7 protein-coding genes are annotated in these 19,665 nt (G+C 68.0%); 3 read left to right on the forward strand and 4 right to left on the reverse strand.

Features of this window, described 5'->3' with window-relative positions:
* Window positions 1-11: 11 nt before the first annotated feature.
* From GWK61_RS20855 to GWK61_RS20870, 4 genes are all read right to left on the reverse strand, one after another.
* Entirely contained in the window at window positions 12-4,601 is a 4,590-nt protein-coding gene (locus tag GWK61_RS20855) for a DUF6531 domain-containing protein (protein WP_194910514.1), read from the reverse strand.
* Window positions 4,598-7,600, reverse strand: a complete 3,003-nt coding sequence (locus tag GWK61_RS58620; RefSeq protein WP_323747669.1) for an ATP-binding protein — start codon at window positions 7,598-7,600, stop codon at window positions 4,598-4,600. The genes GWK61_RS20855 and GWK61_RS58620 overlap by 4 nt, the downstream gene beginning before the upstream one ends.
* Window positions 7,597-9,924 (reverse strand): hypothetical protein, encoded by a 2,328-nt coding sequence (locus GWK61_RS20865; RefSeq protein ID WP_194910517.1) that lies wholly within the window; start codon window positions 9,922-9,924, stop codon window positions 7,597-7,599. Before GWK61_RS20865 ends, GWK61_RS58620 begins: the two co-directional genes overlap by 4 nt.
* A gap of 1,240 nt (window positions 9,925-11,164) precedes the next feature.
* Complete coding sequence (locus tag GWK61_RS20870; protein ID WP_228562669.1) at window positions 11,165-12,025, reverse strand: NHL repeat-containing protein; 861 nt, start codon at window positions 12,023-12,025, stop codon at window positions 11,165-11,167.
* A gap of 849 nt (window positions 12,026-12,874) precedes the next feature.
* Here GWK61_RS20870 and GWK61_RS20875 point away from each other — a divergent pair.
* Genes GWK61_RS20875 through GWK61_RS20885 form a run of 3 tightly spaced genes read left to right on the forward strand, consistent with a single transcriptional unit; the run spans window position 12,875 to window position 19,649 of the window.
* Window positions 12,875-14,401 (forward strand): WXG100-like domain-containing protein, encoded by a 1,527-nt coding sequence (locus GWK61_RS20875; protein ID WP_499701502.1) that lies wholly within the window; start codon window positions 12,875-12,877, stop codon window positions 14,399-14,401.
* Complete coding sequence (locus tag GWK61_RS20880) at window positions 14,341-18,834, forward strand: hypothetical protein (RefSeq protein ID WP_194910521.1); 4,494 nt, start codon at window positions 14,341-14,343, stop codon at window positions 18,832-18,834. Before GWK61_RS20875 ends, GWK61_RS20880 begins: the two co-directional genes overlap by 61 nt.
* Complete coding sequence (locus tag GWK61_RS20885; protein WP_194910524.1) at window positions 18,735-19,649, forward strand: hypothetical protein; 915 nt, start codon at window positions 18,735-18,737, stop codon at window positions 19,647-19,649. Before GWK61_RS20880 ends, GWK61_RS20885 begins: the two co-directional genes overlap by 100 nt.
* The last annotated feature ends 16 nt before the right edge of the window (window positions 19,650-19,665 follow it).

Raw genomic sequence — 19,665 nt, forward strand, 5'->3', positions numbered from 1 at the left:
TCTTTTCCTCGCTAATCAAGTTGATCACCTCGACTGCGTGTCGGAATAGGAAATACCAAGTCTGGTTTGTGACCCACGGGCCCCGAGAGTCGCACGCCCGCAATCCTAAGCTTTTGCCCGCCATAGCCCTGCTCGGACAGCAACGGCAGGAAGACGCGCCGGATCTCTCGCATCATCATCGCTGTCCCTTCCATCCCCAAAGACCCCCTAACCATACCGCCCTGACCGTAGACAGCTATATCCGAGAGAATTACTTCACTATCCGCGATCGACACACTGGCCATCAGCTCAACCGGCCCCCTGGCGGAATCGATCACATGGTAGAGGAATCCCCCGTCCTCGATATTGTCGATACCGCGGACGTCACTGTCAGTTTCATGCGCCGAATCCGGAGAATTGCCAGGTTGCAGTCCGAGCGGGTCGCTGTCGACATTGGGGTTGGGCGAGTACGACTTGGGGTTGAACCCGCCCGCCATCCCGATCGGGTCGGCACTGATGTACGCGGCTGTCTCGGGGTCGTAGTAGCGGTTGAAGTTGTAATGAAAGCCGGTTTCCCGATCGCGATATTGCCCTGGGAAGCGAAGCGGGCAGCCGACATCGGAATCCTCGTCGCCAGCCAGGGCGGTTCCCCAAGCTGTGGTGTCGTGGTGCCAGGTGGTGGTGCCGTCGAGTGCTATGAGGTCGGTGGGCGTGCCGACGATGTCGGTGACGACGAGATTGGTCGTGCCGGCTACCGGCTCGTTGGTTGAGTGCCCGTTGGCCGTAGTGCGGATCTGCGCCAGAGGCCGGTAGGTGCCCGGCGTGTAGTCCCAGGTCAGGGTTTGGGAATCGTTGATGGTCTGCTCGGTCAGGCGTGTGTGGTCCCAGCTGAAGGAAGCCTGGTTCCCGCGTCTGTCCTCGACCTCTGCCCACTTGCCGATTCGGCGGCCTAGCGGGTCGTAGGTGTAGTGCCATGTAGTGCCGTCAGAAAGCGTGACCGTGGTGAGTTGGTCGCGCGTGTTCCAGACATAGGTGGTGACTCGGCGCCGGCCATCGAGGGTACGACGGGTGGTTCTAGTGAGGCGGCCTTTGTCGTCGTGGCTGTAGGTGGTGCGGCCTGCGCTCCGCAAGGAGGTGCCGACACGAGTGCGAGTGCCGTTCGTCTCTGGTGTGTGAGGCGTGGCGCTGTGGATAAGGTTTCCGGTGCTGTCGTAGGCATAGGTTCCGGTCCAGGTGTTTGCCCGGATTGCCGTGATGCGGCCGACAAGGTCCACGTCAAAGTGACGATCGCCGTAGCGGCTGTCAGTGATCGATGTGGGGATGCCATCAGCTCGGTAGTCATAGGTGCGTTCCAGGATCGGTTCAGTGCCTGTAGCAGCGGCAGTCAGGCTCAGGGCCTGCAGACGGCGGTCGGCGTCCCAGGTCCATGCCAAAGTGACTTCGGAACCGAACTGCCGGATGGTTTCGTGACCGGCGTCGTCGTAACCGAAGGTGATCTGTGCAGTGGTGTCGGTCCAGGTCGCAGGGCTGGAGTCCGGGTTGTACGTCCAGGTCGAGGTGATGCCAGCCGGAGTGGTGCGAGAGGTCCTGCGGCCGAGCGCATCGTAAGCGTAGGTGATGGTGCGGCCGTCGACTATCTCAGACAGCACCCTGCCGGTAACCGAACGTTGATACTCCAAAACGCTCACGCCGTTCGTCGCCCGAATCAAACGGCCGACCGTGTCGTACTCGTAGGTCGTGGTGTCGCCCCATTGATCGGTTACCCCCGTGAGGCGCCCCAGGAGGTCGCGGCTGTACGTGAGGACGTCGCCGCCGGCGTCGGTGCGGGAGATCAGCTGCCCTGCCGCGTCCAGCGTGTAAGTGATCTGACGACCGTCGAAGTCACGTTCGGCAATCAAGCGGCCCGCGGGATCGTAGGTGTACACCCACTGCCGACCCTGAGGATTCGTGACCGCGGTCAAGCGCAGTTCCGTGTCGTAGCCGAACTCGTATCGTGCGCCGTCGGGTTCGGTGCGGGCCGTGACCCGGTCGCCGGGGCCGTATTCGGTGCGGGTCACCGCACCGGTGGGGCTCCGGTGTTCGACCGGGTTGCCGGCCGGGTCGTAAGACCAGCTGTTGGTGGCGCCGGATGGCGTAACGCTCGTGAGCAGTCGACCTTCGGGGGTGTACGCGGCGCGACTGGTGCCGCCAGCAGGGTCGGTGAACGCCATCTGGCGGCCGAAAGGGTCCCGGACGATCGTGCTCAGGCGACCCGCGGCGTCGGTGACAGCCGTCGGCAGACCGGCGGCATCGGGCTGGATGCTGACATGTCCGCCGAGCGCGTCGGTGACACCGGTCAGCGCGCCGGTACGGTTGAACACGCGCGTGGTTATGGCGCCTGCTGGATCAGTGACGGTGAACAGGTTGCCGTGCTCGTCGTACGCGAACCGACGCACAGCGCCGTCAGCGGCCGTGATCTGCACCGGCTGGTGCAGCTGGTTGTAGTCGAAGCGCTCGGCCGTCCCGTCCGGGAGTTCGATGCGGCGGACATCGCCGTGCTCGTCACGGATCAGACGGCTGGTGCGTCCGAGCTGGTCGGTGAACGACAACAGACGGCGGTAACGGTCACGTTCGATAAGACGGACGCCCCCGAGGGGGTCGACGATCTTGTGAACCCCGGAGCGCGTCCAGTGATAGACCGTGTCCAAGCCCAGTGAATCGGTGACGGTCGTGGTCCGAGCGTCGAGGTCGTAGAACAGGCGGGCGTTCTGGTGGCCGCCAGTGCCGGCGGTGGCGACGATCCGGCCTTGGTCGTTGAAACGGTAGCGCAGGGCTTGGCCGTTGGCGTCAGTCCAGCCGGTGATGCGGCCGACCTCGTCGTAGTCGAAGGTCAGCGGCCGGCGGCGGGAGTCGATCGTCTGGGTCAAGTCGCCGCGATAGTCGTAGCCGAAGGCGACGACGAACACGCCGGCGGCCGTTCCATCGTCCAGTCGCAGGCCGCTGATCCGCGTGCCTTTCGACGTCGAGGCGGTGTCGATCAGGACGCGATAGCCGCCGCTGTGCCGAATTTCGGTCGGTTCTCCGCGGCCGTCGTAGAGAAAATCACAACGGTTGCCGTTGCGGTCGGTCAGGGCGGAGATCGGCCGGATGGCGGTCTGGGCCCGGTCGGCCCCGTCAGCGTCGGTGGCAGCGAAATGGAGGGTGGTACCGTCCCAGGGGTTCTCGATGAGGATCTCGCCCTGACCGCCCATCCAAGTCAGCGGTCGACGTTCGCCCTCCGTGGGCAGCACCGCGAGGCCGTCGAGCGGAATGGGATAGTGCAGGACGGAGCCGTTGGCCACCAGGTAGTGGATGCCTTCGGCATCCACGATGACACGCTGATCCACCGTCGAGGCCCAAGTGGGGCCGAACCACCTGCCGAAGCGGTACCCAGAGGCGTGGGTCCGGCTGAGGACCAACGGCAGCACCCCGGGAAGGACCAGGTCGGTCAGGTCCAAATAGGCCTCGCCAGTGATCACGTTGACCGGATCGCCGACGATCTCGTCCGGGGTGGGGATGACGGCTTGTGCCGCAGCTTCGTCCGGACGCGGCGTCTCCGATTCGCGGGGTTCGGCTTCCTCTGTACGGCCTGCGTCAGGGTCAGGATTTTCGTCCGGGGAACTGGTTGAGACCTCATCGTCACCGTGGTCGTCGGGAGTCTCGGAACGGATTTCCACGGCAGGTCCGGACTCGACGTTCTCCTCGTGCACCTGTGCCAAGGTGTCGCCGCCGACGTACTCCGGCTCCTCAGTCGGGCTGATCGGGCTGCCAGTGTCGGCAGCCTGGACGTTCACCAGCGGGACCGGAATCGCTTCCGGATACATCTCCGATTCGTCGGCGATACCGGCTCGTTCATGATGATGGGTCTCGCTCGTCTCGTTGCCGCCATGAAGGTGGTGGCTGGACGATTGGTCCGCAGCCACATCCTCGGGGCTCTGCGCATCTGTCGTTTCCGCATCCCGTCCGGGGAGATCGGCACCCGAGTCAGACGGTGCCGCCTTCTGGTCGGCAGGGCTCGCGGTCTCCGGCTCGCCGGCGGCCACGACCGGCACCGGAACATCGGGGTCTACCGCATAAGGCTGGTCGGCGGAGTCAGCACCGTCAGGGGGCCCGTCCGGCCCGGCATTCTCGCCACTGTCCACCGGTGCCGGGTTGTCGGGAGCCTCGAAGCTGTCGGCGCCGGCGTCCGAGCCCGAGGTCGTTTCCGGTACGAAGTCGTTGGCCGCGACCAGTACGTTGTCGTCCTTGTCGTCCGTTCCAGGCTCCGCAAACGTAAAGCTGTCAGACACAGGACCAGCAGAGACGTCAGTGTCTTGCTCAGTCGTATCCGCCTCGGCCAGTCGGGCCGTGACCGCATCGGCCATGACCGCATCGAGACCCGCCCGACCGTTGTCCGCGACGACACCGGTCTCCGCCACGCCGACACCAGGAGGCTCCGGGGGTTCGGCGCCGTTGTCTGAAATAGTGCTGAGCACCTCCGAGGCGTAAGGGCTGGAAACTGTCTCCGCGGCCGCCGGGGCCGACGCCGGAGCGTCAGGTGGCGACACGGGCTCCGACGCCGCACCACCACCGCTGACAGAAATGCCGCCTGCGTCGATGCTCATCTCTGTTCCTCCTCTGAGGTGGCACGGAACTGGGATGCGACCGGCGGCACGATGACATCACGGCTGGTGCCTGTGCCGTGAGGGAACAAGACACGGGCCAGCCGGACGGTATCGACCTCCAGGAATGCGGCGGCCTGGCGAACCCGTTCGGTGGGATCCGCAGCGTTACTCAAGCGCGCCGCGGCAAGGTCGATCGTCGGTGGGTTTCCGTAGCCGTTGACCGTCGCGGCCGTCGGCAGGTACGTGTCAGGATGTCGGTCCAAGGCCACCAGCTGCTCGGCGATCGTGGTGCCGGGCAGATCCAGCCCGCGCGTACGCCACGCGGTGGTGTTGGGGTGGGCCGGCGCCGAACGGTCCTTCTGCGCAAGAAGGGCTCGCGCAACGTCGGTCCAACGGTGACGACCGGACTGCCAGTGGGTTTCGGTCCCGTCGCAACCGGCCGGGTCGCCGCATCCCGTCAGTTGCCGGCCGGCGACCACTGCGAGATGTGCGGCCAGCGCCTCGGGGCTGTACCAGGCGGCCAACCCCTCGTAGCGAGACTCGATGGCTGCCTGGACACGGTGTGCCAGCGCGCATTCCAGAGTTCTGGTGTCATGGTCGGCGTGGAGCCTATGCAGCCAGGCCGGGTCGGGCCGGGGCGCGGGGTCGCCTGTGATGTGGGTGATCGCCAGGGTTTCGATCCACAGCGTGAGGCGGGGGTCGTCGGCCAAGTCCGCCGCGGTGGCGATCTCGCGAAGAGTACAGCGACGGGCCTGGCAGGAGCTGCCGCAGGCAACGGCGCGTTGTGAAACCGGTGGGTCGCGGTCGACGCCGGTGGCGTCTTCGCGATCTTCGCGCAGTGGCATGGCCACCAGCAGGGCTTTGTCCATGCCGTCGGTGAAGACCGCAGCTCGACCTGGCGGGAGGGTGACCAGGTAGCGGGATTGCTCGTCGGCCAGGTTCATCGTCGCGCCGACCGTCGTGCGGTCGTCCAGGGCCGGGAGCCGGTGGACGATCTTCACGGCGGAGTTCTTCAGGACGTCGGTGATGATCTTGTCAGGGATCTGTTCGGCGACGACGATGCCCTCGCCGTAGGCGCGGATCTCGGCCAGCAGCCCGGCGAAAAGCTCCACGGCGTGGGCTGCGGGACTGCCGGGGTCGGCGTGTTTAAGCAGGCGGTGGGCTTCTTCGATGACGGTGACGTGCCGCAGGTGCACCGGCCCCGCGGTGGCGCGGGTGCGCAGGTGTTCGGTGATGCGGATCAGGACTGCGCCGATGAAGAAGGCCTTGTCCTGATCGTTGCCGATGTCCTCCAACTCCAGCACGACGTTGCGTTCGAGGAGTTCGGCGACGTCCAGGGGGTGGCCGCCTTCAAAGAACCGGCCGGGAGTGCCCAGGCGCAGGCTGCCGATGCGGACGTCGATGAAGCCGCGGACGTTGTCGGTGACATCGCGCGCGTATCCGATCTCGTCGACCACCTGTAGCGCGACCCGTCGCAGGTCGCCCAGGTTCGGGAAGCGCGGTTCGAAGTCGGGGTTGCGGGGCCGGGACAAGGCCACGTCCCAGCCGGCCTGCTGGTAGCAGCGGGTCAGGGCGTGCGAGAGGATCTGCGGGAAGGGCTCCACGGCGTCGAACGAGGCCAGGAACAGCGCGCGCAGCAGGTCGATGTGGGTTTGCAGCGGGAATCCGGGTTCTGGTTCCAGCGGGTTCAGGCAGGCCGGGATCACGTCGGGTTCGCCGGGTCGGATCACCAGGACCGGCCGGTCGGCCGGCAGCCGGCCGGCCATGCGGGCGTATTCGGCCTTCGCCGGCTCGATCACCAGCCACGGAACCGGCTCGGGCCGCGTGGACAGGCCTTCCAGCAGGGTACGTACGGTCTGGGATTTGCCGGCGCCGGTGGCACCGCAGACGAAGACATGCCGGTTCAATGAGCCCAGGGCGATCCGCAGGGTTCCCGCGGCCAGGTCGTCGTGGTCCAGCACGGTGCCCAGTTCCACCGAGTCCGCCTCGGAGACCTGGGTCTCGGAGGTGACGTCGAAGGTGGAGCGTTCGATCAGCCGCACCCCGGGAATCTCGGTGGCCGGCACCTGGGCCAAAGTCGCCACCAGCGGTGAGCCGGCCAGGAACGGATAGGTGTGCTCTCCGGACTGCTTGCGGATCGCCAACGCCTCGCCGAAACCCAGCACTGGGCGCATGGGCGCCAACGCGAACGGCGTGCCAGACAGGTCGTGCCCGGCCACCAGCAACGCAGCGACGGCCGCAGCCGACGGCGCGTCGGATCCGCCGGCCAGCAGGTGCACCCGCCACATCCCGGCCGAGGCACCGGCGCGGATCTCCAGATGCCGGCGCGCGGCACGCTCGGCCGCGACCGCGTGCTGCGGGGCGGAGGAGCGGGCCCGGGCGTCGTGTTCGTCGGCCGCAGCCCGCCGGGCGTGACCGTCCAGGTCTTCCGGCCCGATGGGCAGCGCGACCAGCAGCCAGGCGAACGGGCCCTGCCAAGCGGCCAGCAGCGTCTCCTCCAGCGAGGCCGGGCTGCGCGACAGCGTCCGCTCCGCGGCGAGCGTGGGGACCAGCAACGCGTCGGTCGCCGCGGCGATCGGCACCCACCACTTCATCGCCGACAGCGCCTCGCCGAGCCCGCGCCGGTCGACCCGCCGCCCGCGGGTGCCCGGCGGGAACACCAGGGCCGACGGCTCGGACGCCCCCGCAGGATGGGTTGTACACACTACGTCCACCGGTCCGCCCAGACGCGGCCGGTGCCAGGCCATCATCAGCGGCTCCCCGCCGGCGGCCAGGCGCTGATGGTAGGCGGCGATCACAGCCGAGGTATGGACTGCCGGCCGGATATCACGCACCGGGCTCTGGCTGGAACCACCACCCAGCACCGGCGCCCGGTAGACCTCCTCTACGCGGCAGACCTCCGCCATCGCATCAAGCCAGTCCGAAAGCCCCGTGGCGTCTTCAGCGTCACCGCGGTGCGCTACGACGTTGCTGCCCTCCGGGCCGGAGGCTGTAGTCACGGGGTGTGCCCCTTCCTCCAAGGGAGGGGAACACGTCGCAGGGTACTGGCAACGCCGTTCTCCGCACGCCTGGTCCATGCGGAGATGGTTGCCGCCGCGGCAGGAAGAGCTCGGATAGCCGATCGCCCGTCATCGATGATCGGTGGAATCAGCGGGACAAGCTCGAACTCGTCGGACGCGCCAGGAAACTCGGCGGCTACATCTTGTCCGCCAAGATCCTGATTCTCGCCGAACGCATTGAGCGCCATACCGCTGTCCAGGAACGCCGCGATGCGCGGATCGACCTCCACGGCGCGGACTTTCAGCTGCCCGTCTGCACGGTCGACCAGCAGCATCGCGAAGTCAGGGAGCTGCTGAAGTGTCTCCGGGGCGACCGCATGTTCGTGTACCCGCTGCAGGGTCTCAGCCCGGGAGTCGCTGACGCCTTCGGACCGCGACGTGCCGCGAGACCAGTTGCGCTCGCTGCCGGAGGTGGTAGTGCGGGTCTCGTCCCTGGAGTTCACGCGCTTGGTGAAAAAGGCGCCCGGTTTCTGAATACCGGTGCTACCCACGCGGTCACCCGTTACGGAACGGCCGGCGCTCTCGGACGTACCGGTGCTCTCCGACCCCCCGGTGCTGTCGGACGCCGACGTGGAGGTCTCCTCTCCGTGCGTCCAGGTCGCAGACGAGAACACCATCTTGTACTCGCGCCCGACGAAATCGGCGGCCACCGTGGCTTCCTCATGGTTGCCCAGCCGCATGAAACCCACCAACCCGCCGCCCCCGACGATCTGGCGGGCGTTGCCGCGCAGGTGCTCGAACATCAGAACCAGCGGCACCCCCTGCAAGGCGCACGTGGTCGTCAAATCCTCGATGTGGCGGGTGGCCACCCCGTCGGCACCGATCACCACCAGCGCCTGCGGCAGCAGATAGCCGGTCTCCAACTTCCGGGTCAGAGCGGCCACCAGGAACTCGCGGACGAACTCCGAACGCGCGCCGCGCCGACCCGCCGAGGACTGCACTACCTGCAGCGGCACCACTGCGCGCCGTTCGACACCCAGCCGCAAAGCGCCCAACGCCTCAGCCGCGGCCAGCAACTGCCGCAACCGCGGCAGGCCCTCGCGCCGACTGTCATCGCCGAATGTATCGCTGACCAGGGACTCACGTTCAGTACGAGTCAGCTGTCCCGGGTTCGGCCACTGGTTGTCGTCCGCGAGTTCTCCAGGACGCAAGGGCTCGCCCATTACCGCACGCAGCCCCAGGGCCAGACGGGGCATGGTGATCTCGCCGTGCCCGTCAGGCCCCTCCAACACCTGACACACTCGAGCCAGGAAATCTTCATCGGCCATCGCAGCCGTTCGGGCCACATCAGCCTCACCGCCATGCACCGCCTGCACAATCGCGGTGATCACACCGTGCCGATCGGACCCGGCCAGCAGGTCGCTGTAGCCGCCATCGGCCGGCAACGCCTGCACGTCGACTTCAGCCCCGTAAGAACGGGTCGTCGCGACCAGTTCCTCCAGCACCGCGGGGGAAGCCAGGTTCAGCACTGTCACTCGCAGACCGGACCCGAGCAGCGAGGCTGTCAGCACTGTCGCAAGAGCCTGCCAGCCCTGCGGCGTCCCGCCGTAGACATCGATCCGATCACAGCGGCTCGGCATCCTCGCCGGCTCCCAGCGCAGTACCTGATCAGCGATGAGACGAGCATCCTCAGCGGCCTGAAACCGCGCCCGCTGCCGCTGCCAGGCCACCACTTCCCGCCGTGCCGCGGCGACGGTGGCTCGCTCGCGCAGAACCGCCACCCCTACCAGCATCCGGGACAGCACCGAGCGGCTCAGCAGCGCCAGCATCGCGCCGGCGAAGCCGACCAGGACGATTCGCGTCACCGGCAGACTGCGCGCCTGGTGACGGACCGCGATGATGTCGGCCAGCGCGACCACGCACAACGCGAACGTTGCCACCGACACGACCCACAGACCGACGTTCTTCACCCGGCCCCGCAACCACCATGCCGTTGCCGCCGCCAAGCCTGCGGTAGCCGCGACCGTCGCAATCTCCTGCGCCGCCACGGCACTGGAGTCTTGACCGGCGATCGCGGCGGCCGGCAACGCACCGATCACGAACCCGTAGACCGTCAACTTCTCCGCAGTGCCCACACCTGCTACCCAACGCGCATAACGCCTTAGAACGCTGGGCTCCGCTTGAGGCGGTACCGGCTCCGGGCGGTCGAATTCGCGCCGCAACAGGCGCTCGGCCACTGTGAAGCCCATGCGACGCCCCTGGCTGAACAGCGTCCGCACCGCCACGTCGTGCTCTGCAACGACCACCGCGTCCAACGCCGTCATCGCGGAAGGCACCCTCGGCAGGACGTACCGCGGCTCCGCCGCGGCATACGCGCCCGCCTCCGAAGAAGGCCGCATCACAGCACCGTCGTCAGCTACCACGCCCACCCCACGTATGTGGTATCGCTACGTCAAGACCTCATGACCGAGAGTATCGAAGACCACTGATATGTCTACTCCGCGCGCCGCCGAGTCAGGTAACGAGTTGGACATCCAAACAAATGTGCGCCAAGCAGGGGCGCCGGCCGCTGACCAGCAGGGTCGGCAGGCCTTGCAAGCGCGAACGTTGAAGGCATAGCCAACTCCTTGGCGGAATTTGCATGCCTGCGCTGTCGGAGGAATGAGCGCCGTTCGACACGATTGTGCGGCGCCTACCTCGTGCTCGACGGAGGTCGGGCCCATCGTCCAGGTACTCCTGCGCGTGCAGGGCTGGTCCCATCAGACGTTACGCGACTCGCCGACGAAGATCGCGGCGACGCTGCGGCGATTCGTCGTCATCCAAATATGCGCCCTCTACTACCGAATCGAGCAACGGAGGGACGTGTTCGTAGCGGTTGGTTCCGCACCCGTGATGAGGTTGAAGGTGCAACAAGATTTGACCCCGTGCTTCGCCGTCGCACCCGGCACTGTTGTGACGGACTCGGGTTGGTGGTGGCAGGGCAATCTCTCCATTGGCGGCAACTTCGACAGTGGTCCGCTCACCTGTGACGTTCCTGCTCAGCAGAACAGAGGCTGGTTCATGTGCAATAGTCTGAATTAGATTGCGATATTGTACGCGGGATGATCCGAGCCCGACCGGGCCTTTGGCGCCGGTCGGGCTCTTTGCGTCCGCCAGCACGACCGTCGCTTCACTGAGCACCTCTGTGCTCCACAGCGACGAATTGGAATTCGGCTGTCTCGTCGTTCACCGGATCGTGCAGCAGGTACTGCTGGGACCCGAAGCACTGGTTGCGCATCGAAGAGTCCCGGACGCACCAGCACGCCGACAGCCGTCCGCCAGGACCTCGCACCGCTCGAACAGCGCGGAGATCTCGCCCGGATCCGTTGCGGCGCGACCGACATGCGTGGAAGCGTCAGCGGTGCGCAGCCGACCCGACAACGGCGTGTGCGAGTGGCAAGCTGCCTGCGAAGCCTTTCGTCGGCGGCTGCGGCACGTCCGGCCGCAGGGCGGTCCGACGGAAGTCCGGCCTCAAGCGGAAGAACAGCGCGGTGAGCGCGGTCCCGCGCTCACCGCGACCGTCGACTACTGTCCTGTCACACCAGCGAGCCGCCATAGGTTGCCGTTTTCGTCCACGGCGTATGCCGTGCCGGAAGCCGTGAACGAAAGGGAGAAGATGTTGGCGTCGATGTCGCTGACGTTCGCCTGCTGCCCCGTGGCCGGGTTCACGCGCATCACCTCGCCAGCGACCAGGACGTAGATCAGTCCATCGTTGCCCACCGTTATCGAGGTGGGCTCGTAGTCCTGAGAGGCCAGGATCTGGGAGGCCCCGGTGCCGAGATCCGTTTCCAGGATGTTCCCGCTCATCATGTCGGCTGTGTACGCCGCACCGGACGCACTGAACGCGATGCCCTCCGAGAAGCCGACAGCTCCGGCGACCACCCGGGCACTCCCGCCGTCCGGAACAGCGATGAGCTCGCCTCGCGCGTCAGTGGCGTAGGTGGTGCTGCCATGGCGAGCGACACCGAACAGCGGTTGCAGCCCTGAAGCCAGCGTGCTGTGGCTTCCCGTGGCGAGGTTGACACTCTGGATAGTCCCGTCGTAGCTCACGACGTAGGCGTTCGCACCGTCGACGGCGACCCCTCTCAGGTTGCCCAGCCCGGTAGCGACCGTGCTCGCCGCACCGGTCGTCAGGTTGACCTTGCGCAGGTCGCCGTACCCGTACGTCAGGTACATCGAGCCAGCACCGTCGGTGACTTCGGCGGCGTAGCCGCCCAGACCGGAGCCCAACTGGACACAGGCCGCCGAAGGGCAGTGGATCCTGACCGCCGCAGCGCTGGCGGGAGCGGCCACGCCCACCGTCGCGCCCAGCGCCAGCAGAGCGACGGCGGCCGAACTCACAGCCCGCTTACCGACGAACCACGCCGATGTTCGTGTACTGATCATGCACCGGATCCATTCTGCTCAAAGGGGAAACCGAACCGACACCTGCTGCCGGCGCTAGAGACTTACGGATCGCACACCAATCCGGTTCGCGCCTCAACGGTCCAACCGCATCGCAGCATGCGATCGGCCCGATCCAGACATCGACGACGGGCTACGACGTCGTGCGACGAGACGGCCGCGTCCGCTGCGCCTGGGCAGACCACCGACGCCGGTGCCCGAACCAGTCCGGCGCCATCCCCGCCACCGGGTCGTGGAGACGCCCTCTTCCACCGCTACGTCACCTCCACCTGGCTCGCCGTGGAGAGCCGAGAAGACTGGAGCCTTAGCGACGCCGCTGAGCGCAACCGCAGCCGCGCAGAGCGCGGTGCTCGCTGGACGGACCGTCATAGAAGACGCCGACCTGGAGCAGGCCCTCTGCCGTACTTGGGAGCGGTAGACATATATCGCCCCAGGTATGATCGATCATTGCCTCAAAAGCGAAATACGCACGCATTTCTTAGCGGCAATTTAGCAATCCGCTGTTTCCAGGACACGGCCTGGCCGCGCAGCAAGGCGCGCTTGGCGCTTAGTGAACCGATCCCCCCGGCGCCTCGTAATGGCTCACCGGCTCACGCTCGGTCGGCGGATCGTGGTGTTTCCATGACTCACGCCGGGCAGTGGCGCCGACGCAGCCGCGGACTCCGCCGTCGGCAGTGGTCGGACCGTCGTGAAGAGGCTGGCACTGTGAGTATTTCGATTCCGCCGGAACTGGATTGGGTGGCGGCCCTGGCCGTCGGTCAGAGCTGGCCGGCCAGTGATGAGGACCAGTTGGCCGAGCTGGGCGACGCATGACACGACACGCGGAACCAGCTGGAAGCGATCAATCACGATATCGCGCCGATGGCCTCAGGGATGCGCGACGCATTGTCGGGGCCGACTGCCGAGCAATTCGGTTCGTTCGTCAAGCAGCTGAATTCCACAATGCCGACCTTGGTGGATACTTCCGGCCAGATGGGTGATATGTCCCACGAGACGGCGGTCCAGACTCAGTATTCGAAGTTGATGATTCTGCTGCAGTTGGCGTGGATGGCCGAGCAGTTGCTGGAGTGGGCGCCGACGGTGTGGGGCGCGGCGCTGATACCGGAGATCGAGGCCATCGGCCGGCTGATGGTGTCGCAGATCGCCAAGCGGTTCGTCACGTCGGTGGCGTCGGCGACAGCGATCCAGACCGGTATGGACAGCGCGGTCCAGGCCTTTCAGATGTTCGTGCTGAAGGACCGCGACCACTGGGACACCTCATCCACCTTGAGCGCGGCGGAAATGGGTGTGTTGTCCGGCGGGATCGGTGCAGCGTTCCACGAGGTCGGACACGGGATCGCGCCGGACTTCGTGAATTCGTTCAAAGGCAAGGTCACCACGGCGACGGCGACCGGGCTGACGTCGGCAATGGTGTCGAACGCCGTCTTCGGCGGGAACCAGGACCTCGGGTTGGCGCTCAGCTCCGGACTGCTCGGCGGCGTACTCGGCGCGAAAGGCCCGCACGGGCCGGCTCGGGAGGCGCTGGCGCTGGATCTGGGGAGCCTGCACGAGCTGGGCGAGTTGGCGAAGAAGATCGATGGGAAGGAGGGGCTGCCCGGGTTCGAGACCACGTTCATGAGCAGCCCGAAGCTGGTAGATCACGAGGCGCAGGGGGTGCCCCAGCAACGGCCCGCGGTGGAGGGCGCGGAGCCGCCGGGAGGGCCCGGGTCCGGTGGACTCGAGGAGGAGACTCGGACGCACCAGCTGTTGAGCTCGGGCGGTGGGGATCAACATGGCGCCGATGGACCGGCGCCAGTTGCTGAGCACTCGCCAACGGTGGTCGCTGAGACGCCGACGAGCGTTGTGTCGATCGCCGAGCACCCGCAGGCTACGGCACCTGACGCCCGACCTACGGTTGCCGCGGCGGTCAACGAGCATTCGCAGCCGATCTCTCCGGACGCCCGCCCGACCGTCGACCTGTCGCAGCCGATCGCTCAGGACATGCGGCCGTCCCCTGGTACGTCGGCAGCCGAGCAGCCGCAACACATGGTGCGCGGGGCAAGCGTCGCAGAGCGTTTCCCAACTCCCGTCGGAGACACCCACGACTGGAGCGTCGCGCGCCCCATCGAGGTGTTCACCGATGAGGCGCATGCCAGTTCGTTCCTGTCGAACTTCGGGGTCGGATACGGCCGCACACTGCACCTGCGCGACGCCGTCGACCCCACGTCAGTGCCCCAGCACTGGTCGATCTGGCCCGCCAGGCCGGCCGGACCTGGCTACAGCTGGTCTTGGACCCGGCGAGCCGGTTCGCCGGGGAAATGCGCACCGCGGTCGCCACGGTCCGTCCGGACGACTGGCAGACGAACACCGCCGCGATGACTCACCGGGACGCGCTCCAGGACCGGCTCGCCGCGGCTCGCGAGAACGACGGCCAGGGCCTGGCAAACCTGAGCGCCGCAGACCTGATCCAGCTGCTCGCCACCGACCGGTCGGTGCGCATCGTGGACGAGCACGGCATCGCTCTGCCCGAGCTCAACGCACGGGAAACCATCCGCTTCAGCACCGTGCACGGCCCCACCGGCGCCGCGACCCGCCAGCCCCGGATCCTCGACGCGAGGCCTGTCAACACCTCGCTGCGCCTGGGCGAGGAGCGCGCCGTGGCCCGCGACGGGCGGCTGCTCCGCTCCGTCTCCTGGAAGCCAGACGGCGCCCTCGTCCCGCACGTCCGGCGAGCCGTGCACGAATCGGACCCGCTCACCGAGACCCCTGAATTGGTGGCCGGCGTGGGCCTGGGCAGCGCGGTGGTCAAGGAGCTGCCCGGCGGCGAGCAGGTCCACGCCACGGTCCGCAGTCTGGTCAACGAGATGGCCGGGAACCTGCGCGACATGCGCCGCGGCGACCGACCCCGCGTGGCGCAGGCCGACGCCCGCCGCGACCGTACCGCAGCCCGGCGGCGCTTCAAGCTGGACAAGCAGCTCCAGCTCACCCTCGGCACGCCCAAACTGCGCGGCGCCCGGGGACGCGGCCTGGACACCGGGGTCCAGGAAGAGTTCCGCTTCCGCGGCCGCACCTACCGGGTCAGCGTCGAGCAGGTGCTCCTGGACCGGCGCACAGGCCCGGATGCCCCGAGCGAGGACAACGTCGGGATCGACCATCAGGTCAAGGGCACCCGCGGCACCGGCAGCACAGTAAAACGCGGCTGGAGCGCCGGCTTCGACATCGGTGCCGGCGCCCGCGTCGAGCTCCCACAGGGCTCCGCCATGGACATCGGGGACGCCGCGCTCGTGCTGAGCGGCGGCAAGAGCCACGTCCAGTCCGACGGCAAGGCGGCCAAGAGCTACAGCCGGCTGCGCGCGCCGAACGGCCCGGCGGCCCGCCCCGAGTACGGGGCCCGCTATCAGATCACGGTCACCGAGACGACCCGCCGGATGTCGGGCTTCCGGGAGCGTCGGACGGTGAGCCGGATCATCGAGGGCGACAAGGCGACCGTCCCGGCCATCGTGCACTCGGCGTTCCGACCCGACACCGCCGACGCCGCGCGCCCCGACTTCGTCGACTACGTCAAAGCCAACCGCGCGGTCACCGCCACCATCGGGCGCACCAGTGTGCTGACCGCCACGGAACACGAGGACCTGCGCAACCACCCGTCCCGCATCACCTTCGACCGGTCCGGCACCGACGGCCTGCACGCGACCTTCGCAGGGCTCGATGACACCGTGCGCACCGCCACCAAGGCCGTGATCGGCCGGGCGCGGCGGGCCAACCCGCAGGTCCCGGCTTCAGCCTGGCGGCACCCGCCCTACGTGGCAGAGGTCGAACGCGCCGTCGCCGAGGGCTTCCTGCGCGCCAACCTCCCACGGCTGCTGAGCGAGGAAGGGCTGACGATCCCGTTGCCCAAGGAGTTCCGCTGGGCCCACGTCCGGCCGATCCGCCCGAACGCCGAGCACTCGTTCACACTGCGCGGATTCCTGGTCGAAGCCAACCCGGCGGCCGGCCACGAGGCGGCCAAAGCGGCGGTCGAGAGTTACAGCGAGAACGACCTGAAGCAGACCGACACTCACACCGAACATGTGGGCCTCACCCTGGAGGGCGCGCTCGGTCCGGCGTACCAGAAGCCGAACGGGCAGCAGGACTCCGGGGGCGGTGGTGAGGAGCACACCGGGGCCGACGAGACCGGCGGCGCGCTGAGCAACTCCAACCGGCGCGCCATCGCCGACAAGCTGCACGCCTCCGTCAAGGTCGAGTTCAGCACCACGCTGCACGGCAAAGCCAAGGCCACCACCAAGGGCAGCATCGACGTCTCGTTGCTGACCGAGAAGGTCTCCCAACGGTTCGTCCGAGCGCACCTGGTCCTGGAGGTCACGGCGCACCGGCAGCCGGTGGACTCCTGGCGGCTGACCCGGGAACTCAGCTCCAGGTTCGGGTCCACGGCCCACGACGCCGCGGCCGACACCACCCGGCTGCTGGTCGAGAACGCGGTCGAGGTCTCGATGAGCAGGACACTGCACGCCGACATCGCCGATCCCTCGCGCCTGGACCCGCCGCCGAAGGCGGAACAAACCCGGTACATCAAGCGCCACGACACGGCCTTCGCGGCCGGCTACGCGACGCACTTCGAGGACCGGGCCGCGGTGTTCGAGGCCAGCGGCGCCGGCTTCCCCGACGGACCGCGCCGCCTTCCGGAGCGAACCGGCATCGTCGGGGCGGTCCGCCACGGACTGCAGGCCACCGGACTGATCGGGCCGGAGCACCTGACCGATGCCTCGGACGCGTGGCGCGGGATCGCCACGGTCTTCGACCCCGAAGAGCTCAAGACGCACCCGCACGATCTGCTGAACACCGGTATCACGCACCGCGTCGAGATCCCCGGGGACCTGGGGAGCACGCGGCGGTTCACAGTGCGGGTCACGGCCCGGCACGTGTACAGCGACCACATCCGGTCACGCGACAACGGCGCGGTCACGCTGGGCGGCCAATCGCTGAAACAGAGCTCTGAGAGCCGCAATCGAGGCTGGGAGTTCTCGGCCGGCGGCGGTATCGGCGGCCAGTTCACCAAGGACGGCGCGGGCGGAGGCACCCCGTTCGCCGCCCTGAAGTGGGCCACCGGCCGGGAGACCACCACCGGGAACCAGGCCGTCGTCCGCGACATCCGGCGCGCGACCGCCGCGGGCGAGAGCGAGGAGTTCCTGCACCACCTGAACGTGACCATCGAGATCCACGCCGACACCGAGCTGCCCGAACCGCTGAACCGCATCCATTGGCACGGCACCGCGGACCAGGCCCCGGCACCGCTGGTCACGATCCGCACGATAGCCGGCGACGGCGCAGCAACACCGCAGGTCACGATGCGGACAGTGGTCCCACAGCACCTCACAGAGCCGCTCAGGACCGGCGAACAGCCGCCACCGCGTCCGGACCAGATTCCACGGCCGACCGTCGAGCTGCTCGCAGCCGACGCGACCAGCACGCCGGGCATGCTCGACTACTTCCTCGCCTCCAGCCCGCAGGCGCTGACCTTCCCCGATCTGGAACACGTCGCGGCCTGGGCGCCGACGGCATCGCTGGGACACGGCGAGGCAGCGGCTTTCGTGAACCGGGGGCCGCAGGCGGGCCGCGGCCGATCCAGCGCTGATCCCAGTACTGGTCGGGGGCCGGTCGCCCCGTACCTGGACCGGTACGCGCCGACCACCGACGACGGAGTACGGATGACCTCGTCGCTGACCAACCGCAACGTCCGGGACAACACGCGCGACCTGTTCGAGGGCACCTTCGAGCTGCCCGGGGCCGGCGACGCGCCGATACGGCTGGGCGTCCAGACCGGGGTGATCCGGCCGATCGGCGCGTCGAACAAGTACGCGGGCCTGACCTTCACCGAGCGTGCCGACGAGCCCTTCTTCAGCGAAGCGCACAGCAAGGGCTGGACCACCGGCCTGACCTTCGGCGGCGGCACCACCGACGGCGCGGGTGTCCCGGACTTCTACCGGGGGTCCACCTCAGGGCGCGAGAACGAGGCCACGACCGGCGACTACGTGGAGTTCAACCGGCAGTTCGACCAGATCTCGTACACCTACGGCGGCAAGGTCGCCTACGTCGTGAGCGGGCCGCCACAGGGCAGCACCCTGCGGATCCAGTCCCACAAGGACTTCGAGGGGGTGCTGCCGGAGAACTGGGCGTTGCTGGCCGCGACCACGTATCCGTCGCAGGTCGCGCACCCGCATGCGGTCGTCCTGTCGGACGACCCGGCGGACCGGGCCGTGCAGATGGATCAGCTCATCACGCAGACGTCCGACGGCGCAGCCGAGGAACCGCTCCACCTGGTGGCCGATCTGAACGGTCAGACCGGGATCGACACGTTCCTGCGGGCGGCGCGGCAGGTGGCACTGGAACGGAACCGGACGGTGGACCTGGCTGTGGTGCACTACCGGGGCGACGTGGCGGATCGGTTGCAGCACCACGTCTTCGAATCCGACGACCGCAGCCATCGGGTAGCCGAGCGACAGGCCGCCGAACACGACGCCCGGTGCCGGATGGTCCCGGCGCGCGCCAGAGATCTGGAGGCGGCGCGGCAGGCTTTGGCGAACGAGGACCGGCAGCCGCTCGACGACGGGGCTCAGGCTGCTGCGGCGTTGCGGCAGGACATGGAGCACGAGCCCCGGGACGTCGGCGAACTGCATGACGCTTACGGGCAGGCGCAGCGGGACCGCGTCGAGGCGTGGGAAACCGTTCGGGACGGGCACGGGAACGCCACCCCGGACCAGATCCGGGCCGAGCAGGAGGCCGCGCAGCAGCAGAACCGCGCGCGGGACTCCTAACGCGCCGCGAGAGCCTGATCGAGGCGGCGGAGCAGCGGGAGCCCGCGGCCCGGTCGGCCGAAACCGAGATCACCATCAGGGAGCGGGCCGTCGTCGCCGCGCAGGCCCGGCTGGACGACGTCCGGCAACGCGCCGAGGCAGCCGCCTCCCGGGCCGACGCGAGCCGTGCGGTCTCGACGCAACAGGCCCAGACCGTCGGGCAGGCCCTGACCGCGGACGCGGAGCATCACAGCAGCCTGAGCAACCAGGGCACGGCATCGGACACCGTCCGCACCGCATGGCAGACAACGCCGTCCGGGTTCGCGCTGCCCAACGACAACGCTCGGTTCGCCGCGGCACACACCCTGCCTGCACACCCGGAAACGACGATCCTGGCCGTCGACACAACGACTACCCCAGGCGGACACTATGTCCTACGCGGCCGGAACCTCACCGGTGCCGAACTCGCCCGCGGAATCGTCGACCAGGTGCTGGCGGCATCGGCGTACGCCCCGCCGCGTCGGTTGGTCATCCACGGCGACAACAGCGCGGACCTGGCCGAGGCGATCAGCGCCGAGTTCCGGCACCACCCCGACAACGCCAACCTGCCCCGGATCGAGATCATCGGCGTGCGCGGCACTATCGCGCAGGCGGCAGCCGGAGCGTCGTTCGTCGGCCGACTCACAGCGCACGCAGATCGGATGCCACTGGTGGACCTGGACCTTGCAGGCTGGGTCGCCTATCGCTCGGGCCTCCGGCGGCGGGTGCCCGGACGGCACCGGTACACCGACCTGGCGACCCTCATCGCCGCCATGGACGCCACCATCGCGGACTGATCACCGACTTCGATGC

Origin of the sequence: Catenulispora rubra (genome assembly GCF_015356825.1) — a bacterium.
GTDB lineage: Bacteria > Actinomycetota > Actinomycetes > Streptomycetales > Catenulisporaceae > Catenulispora > Catenulispora rubra.

Coding starts and splice junctions, on each gene's coding strand:
- GWK61_RS20855 (WP_194910514.1), bottom strand. CDS start 4,601: ATGAGCATCGACGCAGGCGGCATTTCTGTCAGCGGTGGTGGTGCGGCG.
- GWK61_RS20865 (WP_194910517.1), bottom strand. CDS start 9,924: ATGACGGCGTTGGACGCGGTGGTCGTTGCAGAGCACGACGTGGCGGTG.
- GWK61_RS20870 (WP_228562669.1), bottom strand. CDS start 12,025: ATGATCAGTACACGAACATCGGCGTGGTTCGTCGGTAAGCGGGCTGTG.
- GWK61_RS20880 (WP_194910521.1), top strand. CDS start 14,341: ATGCGCACCGCGGTCGCCACGGTCCGTCCGGACGACTGGCAGACGAAC.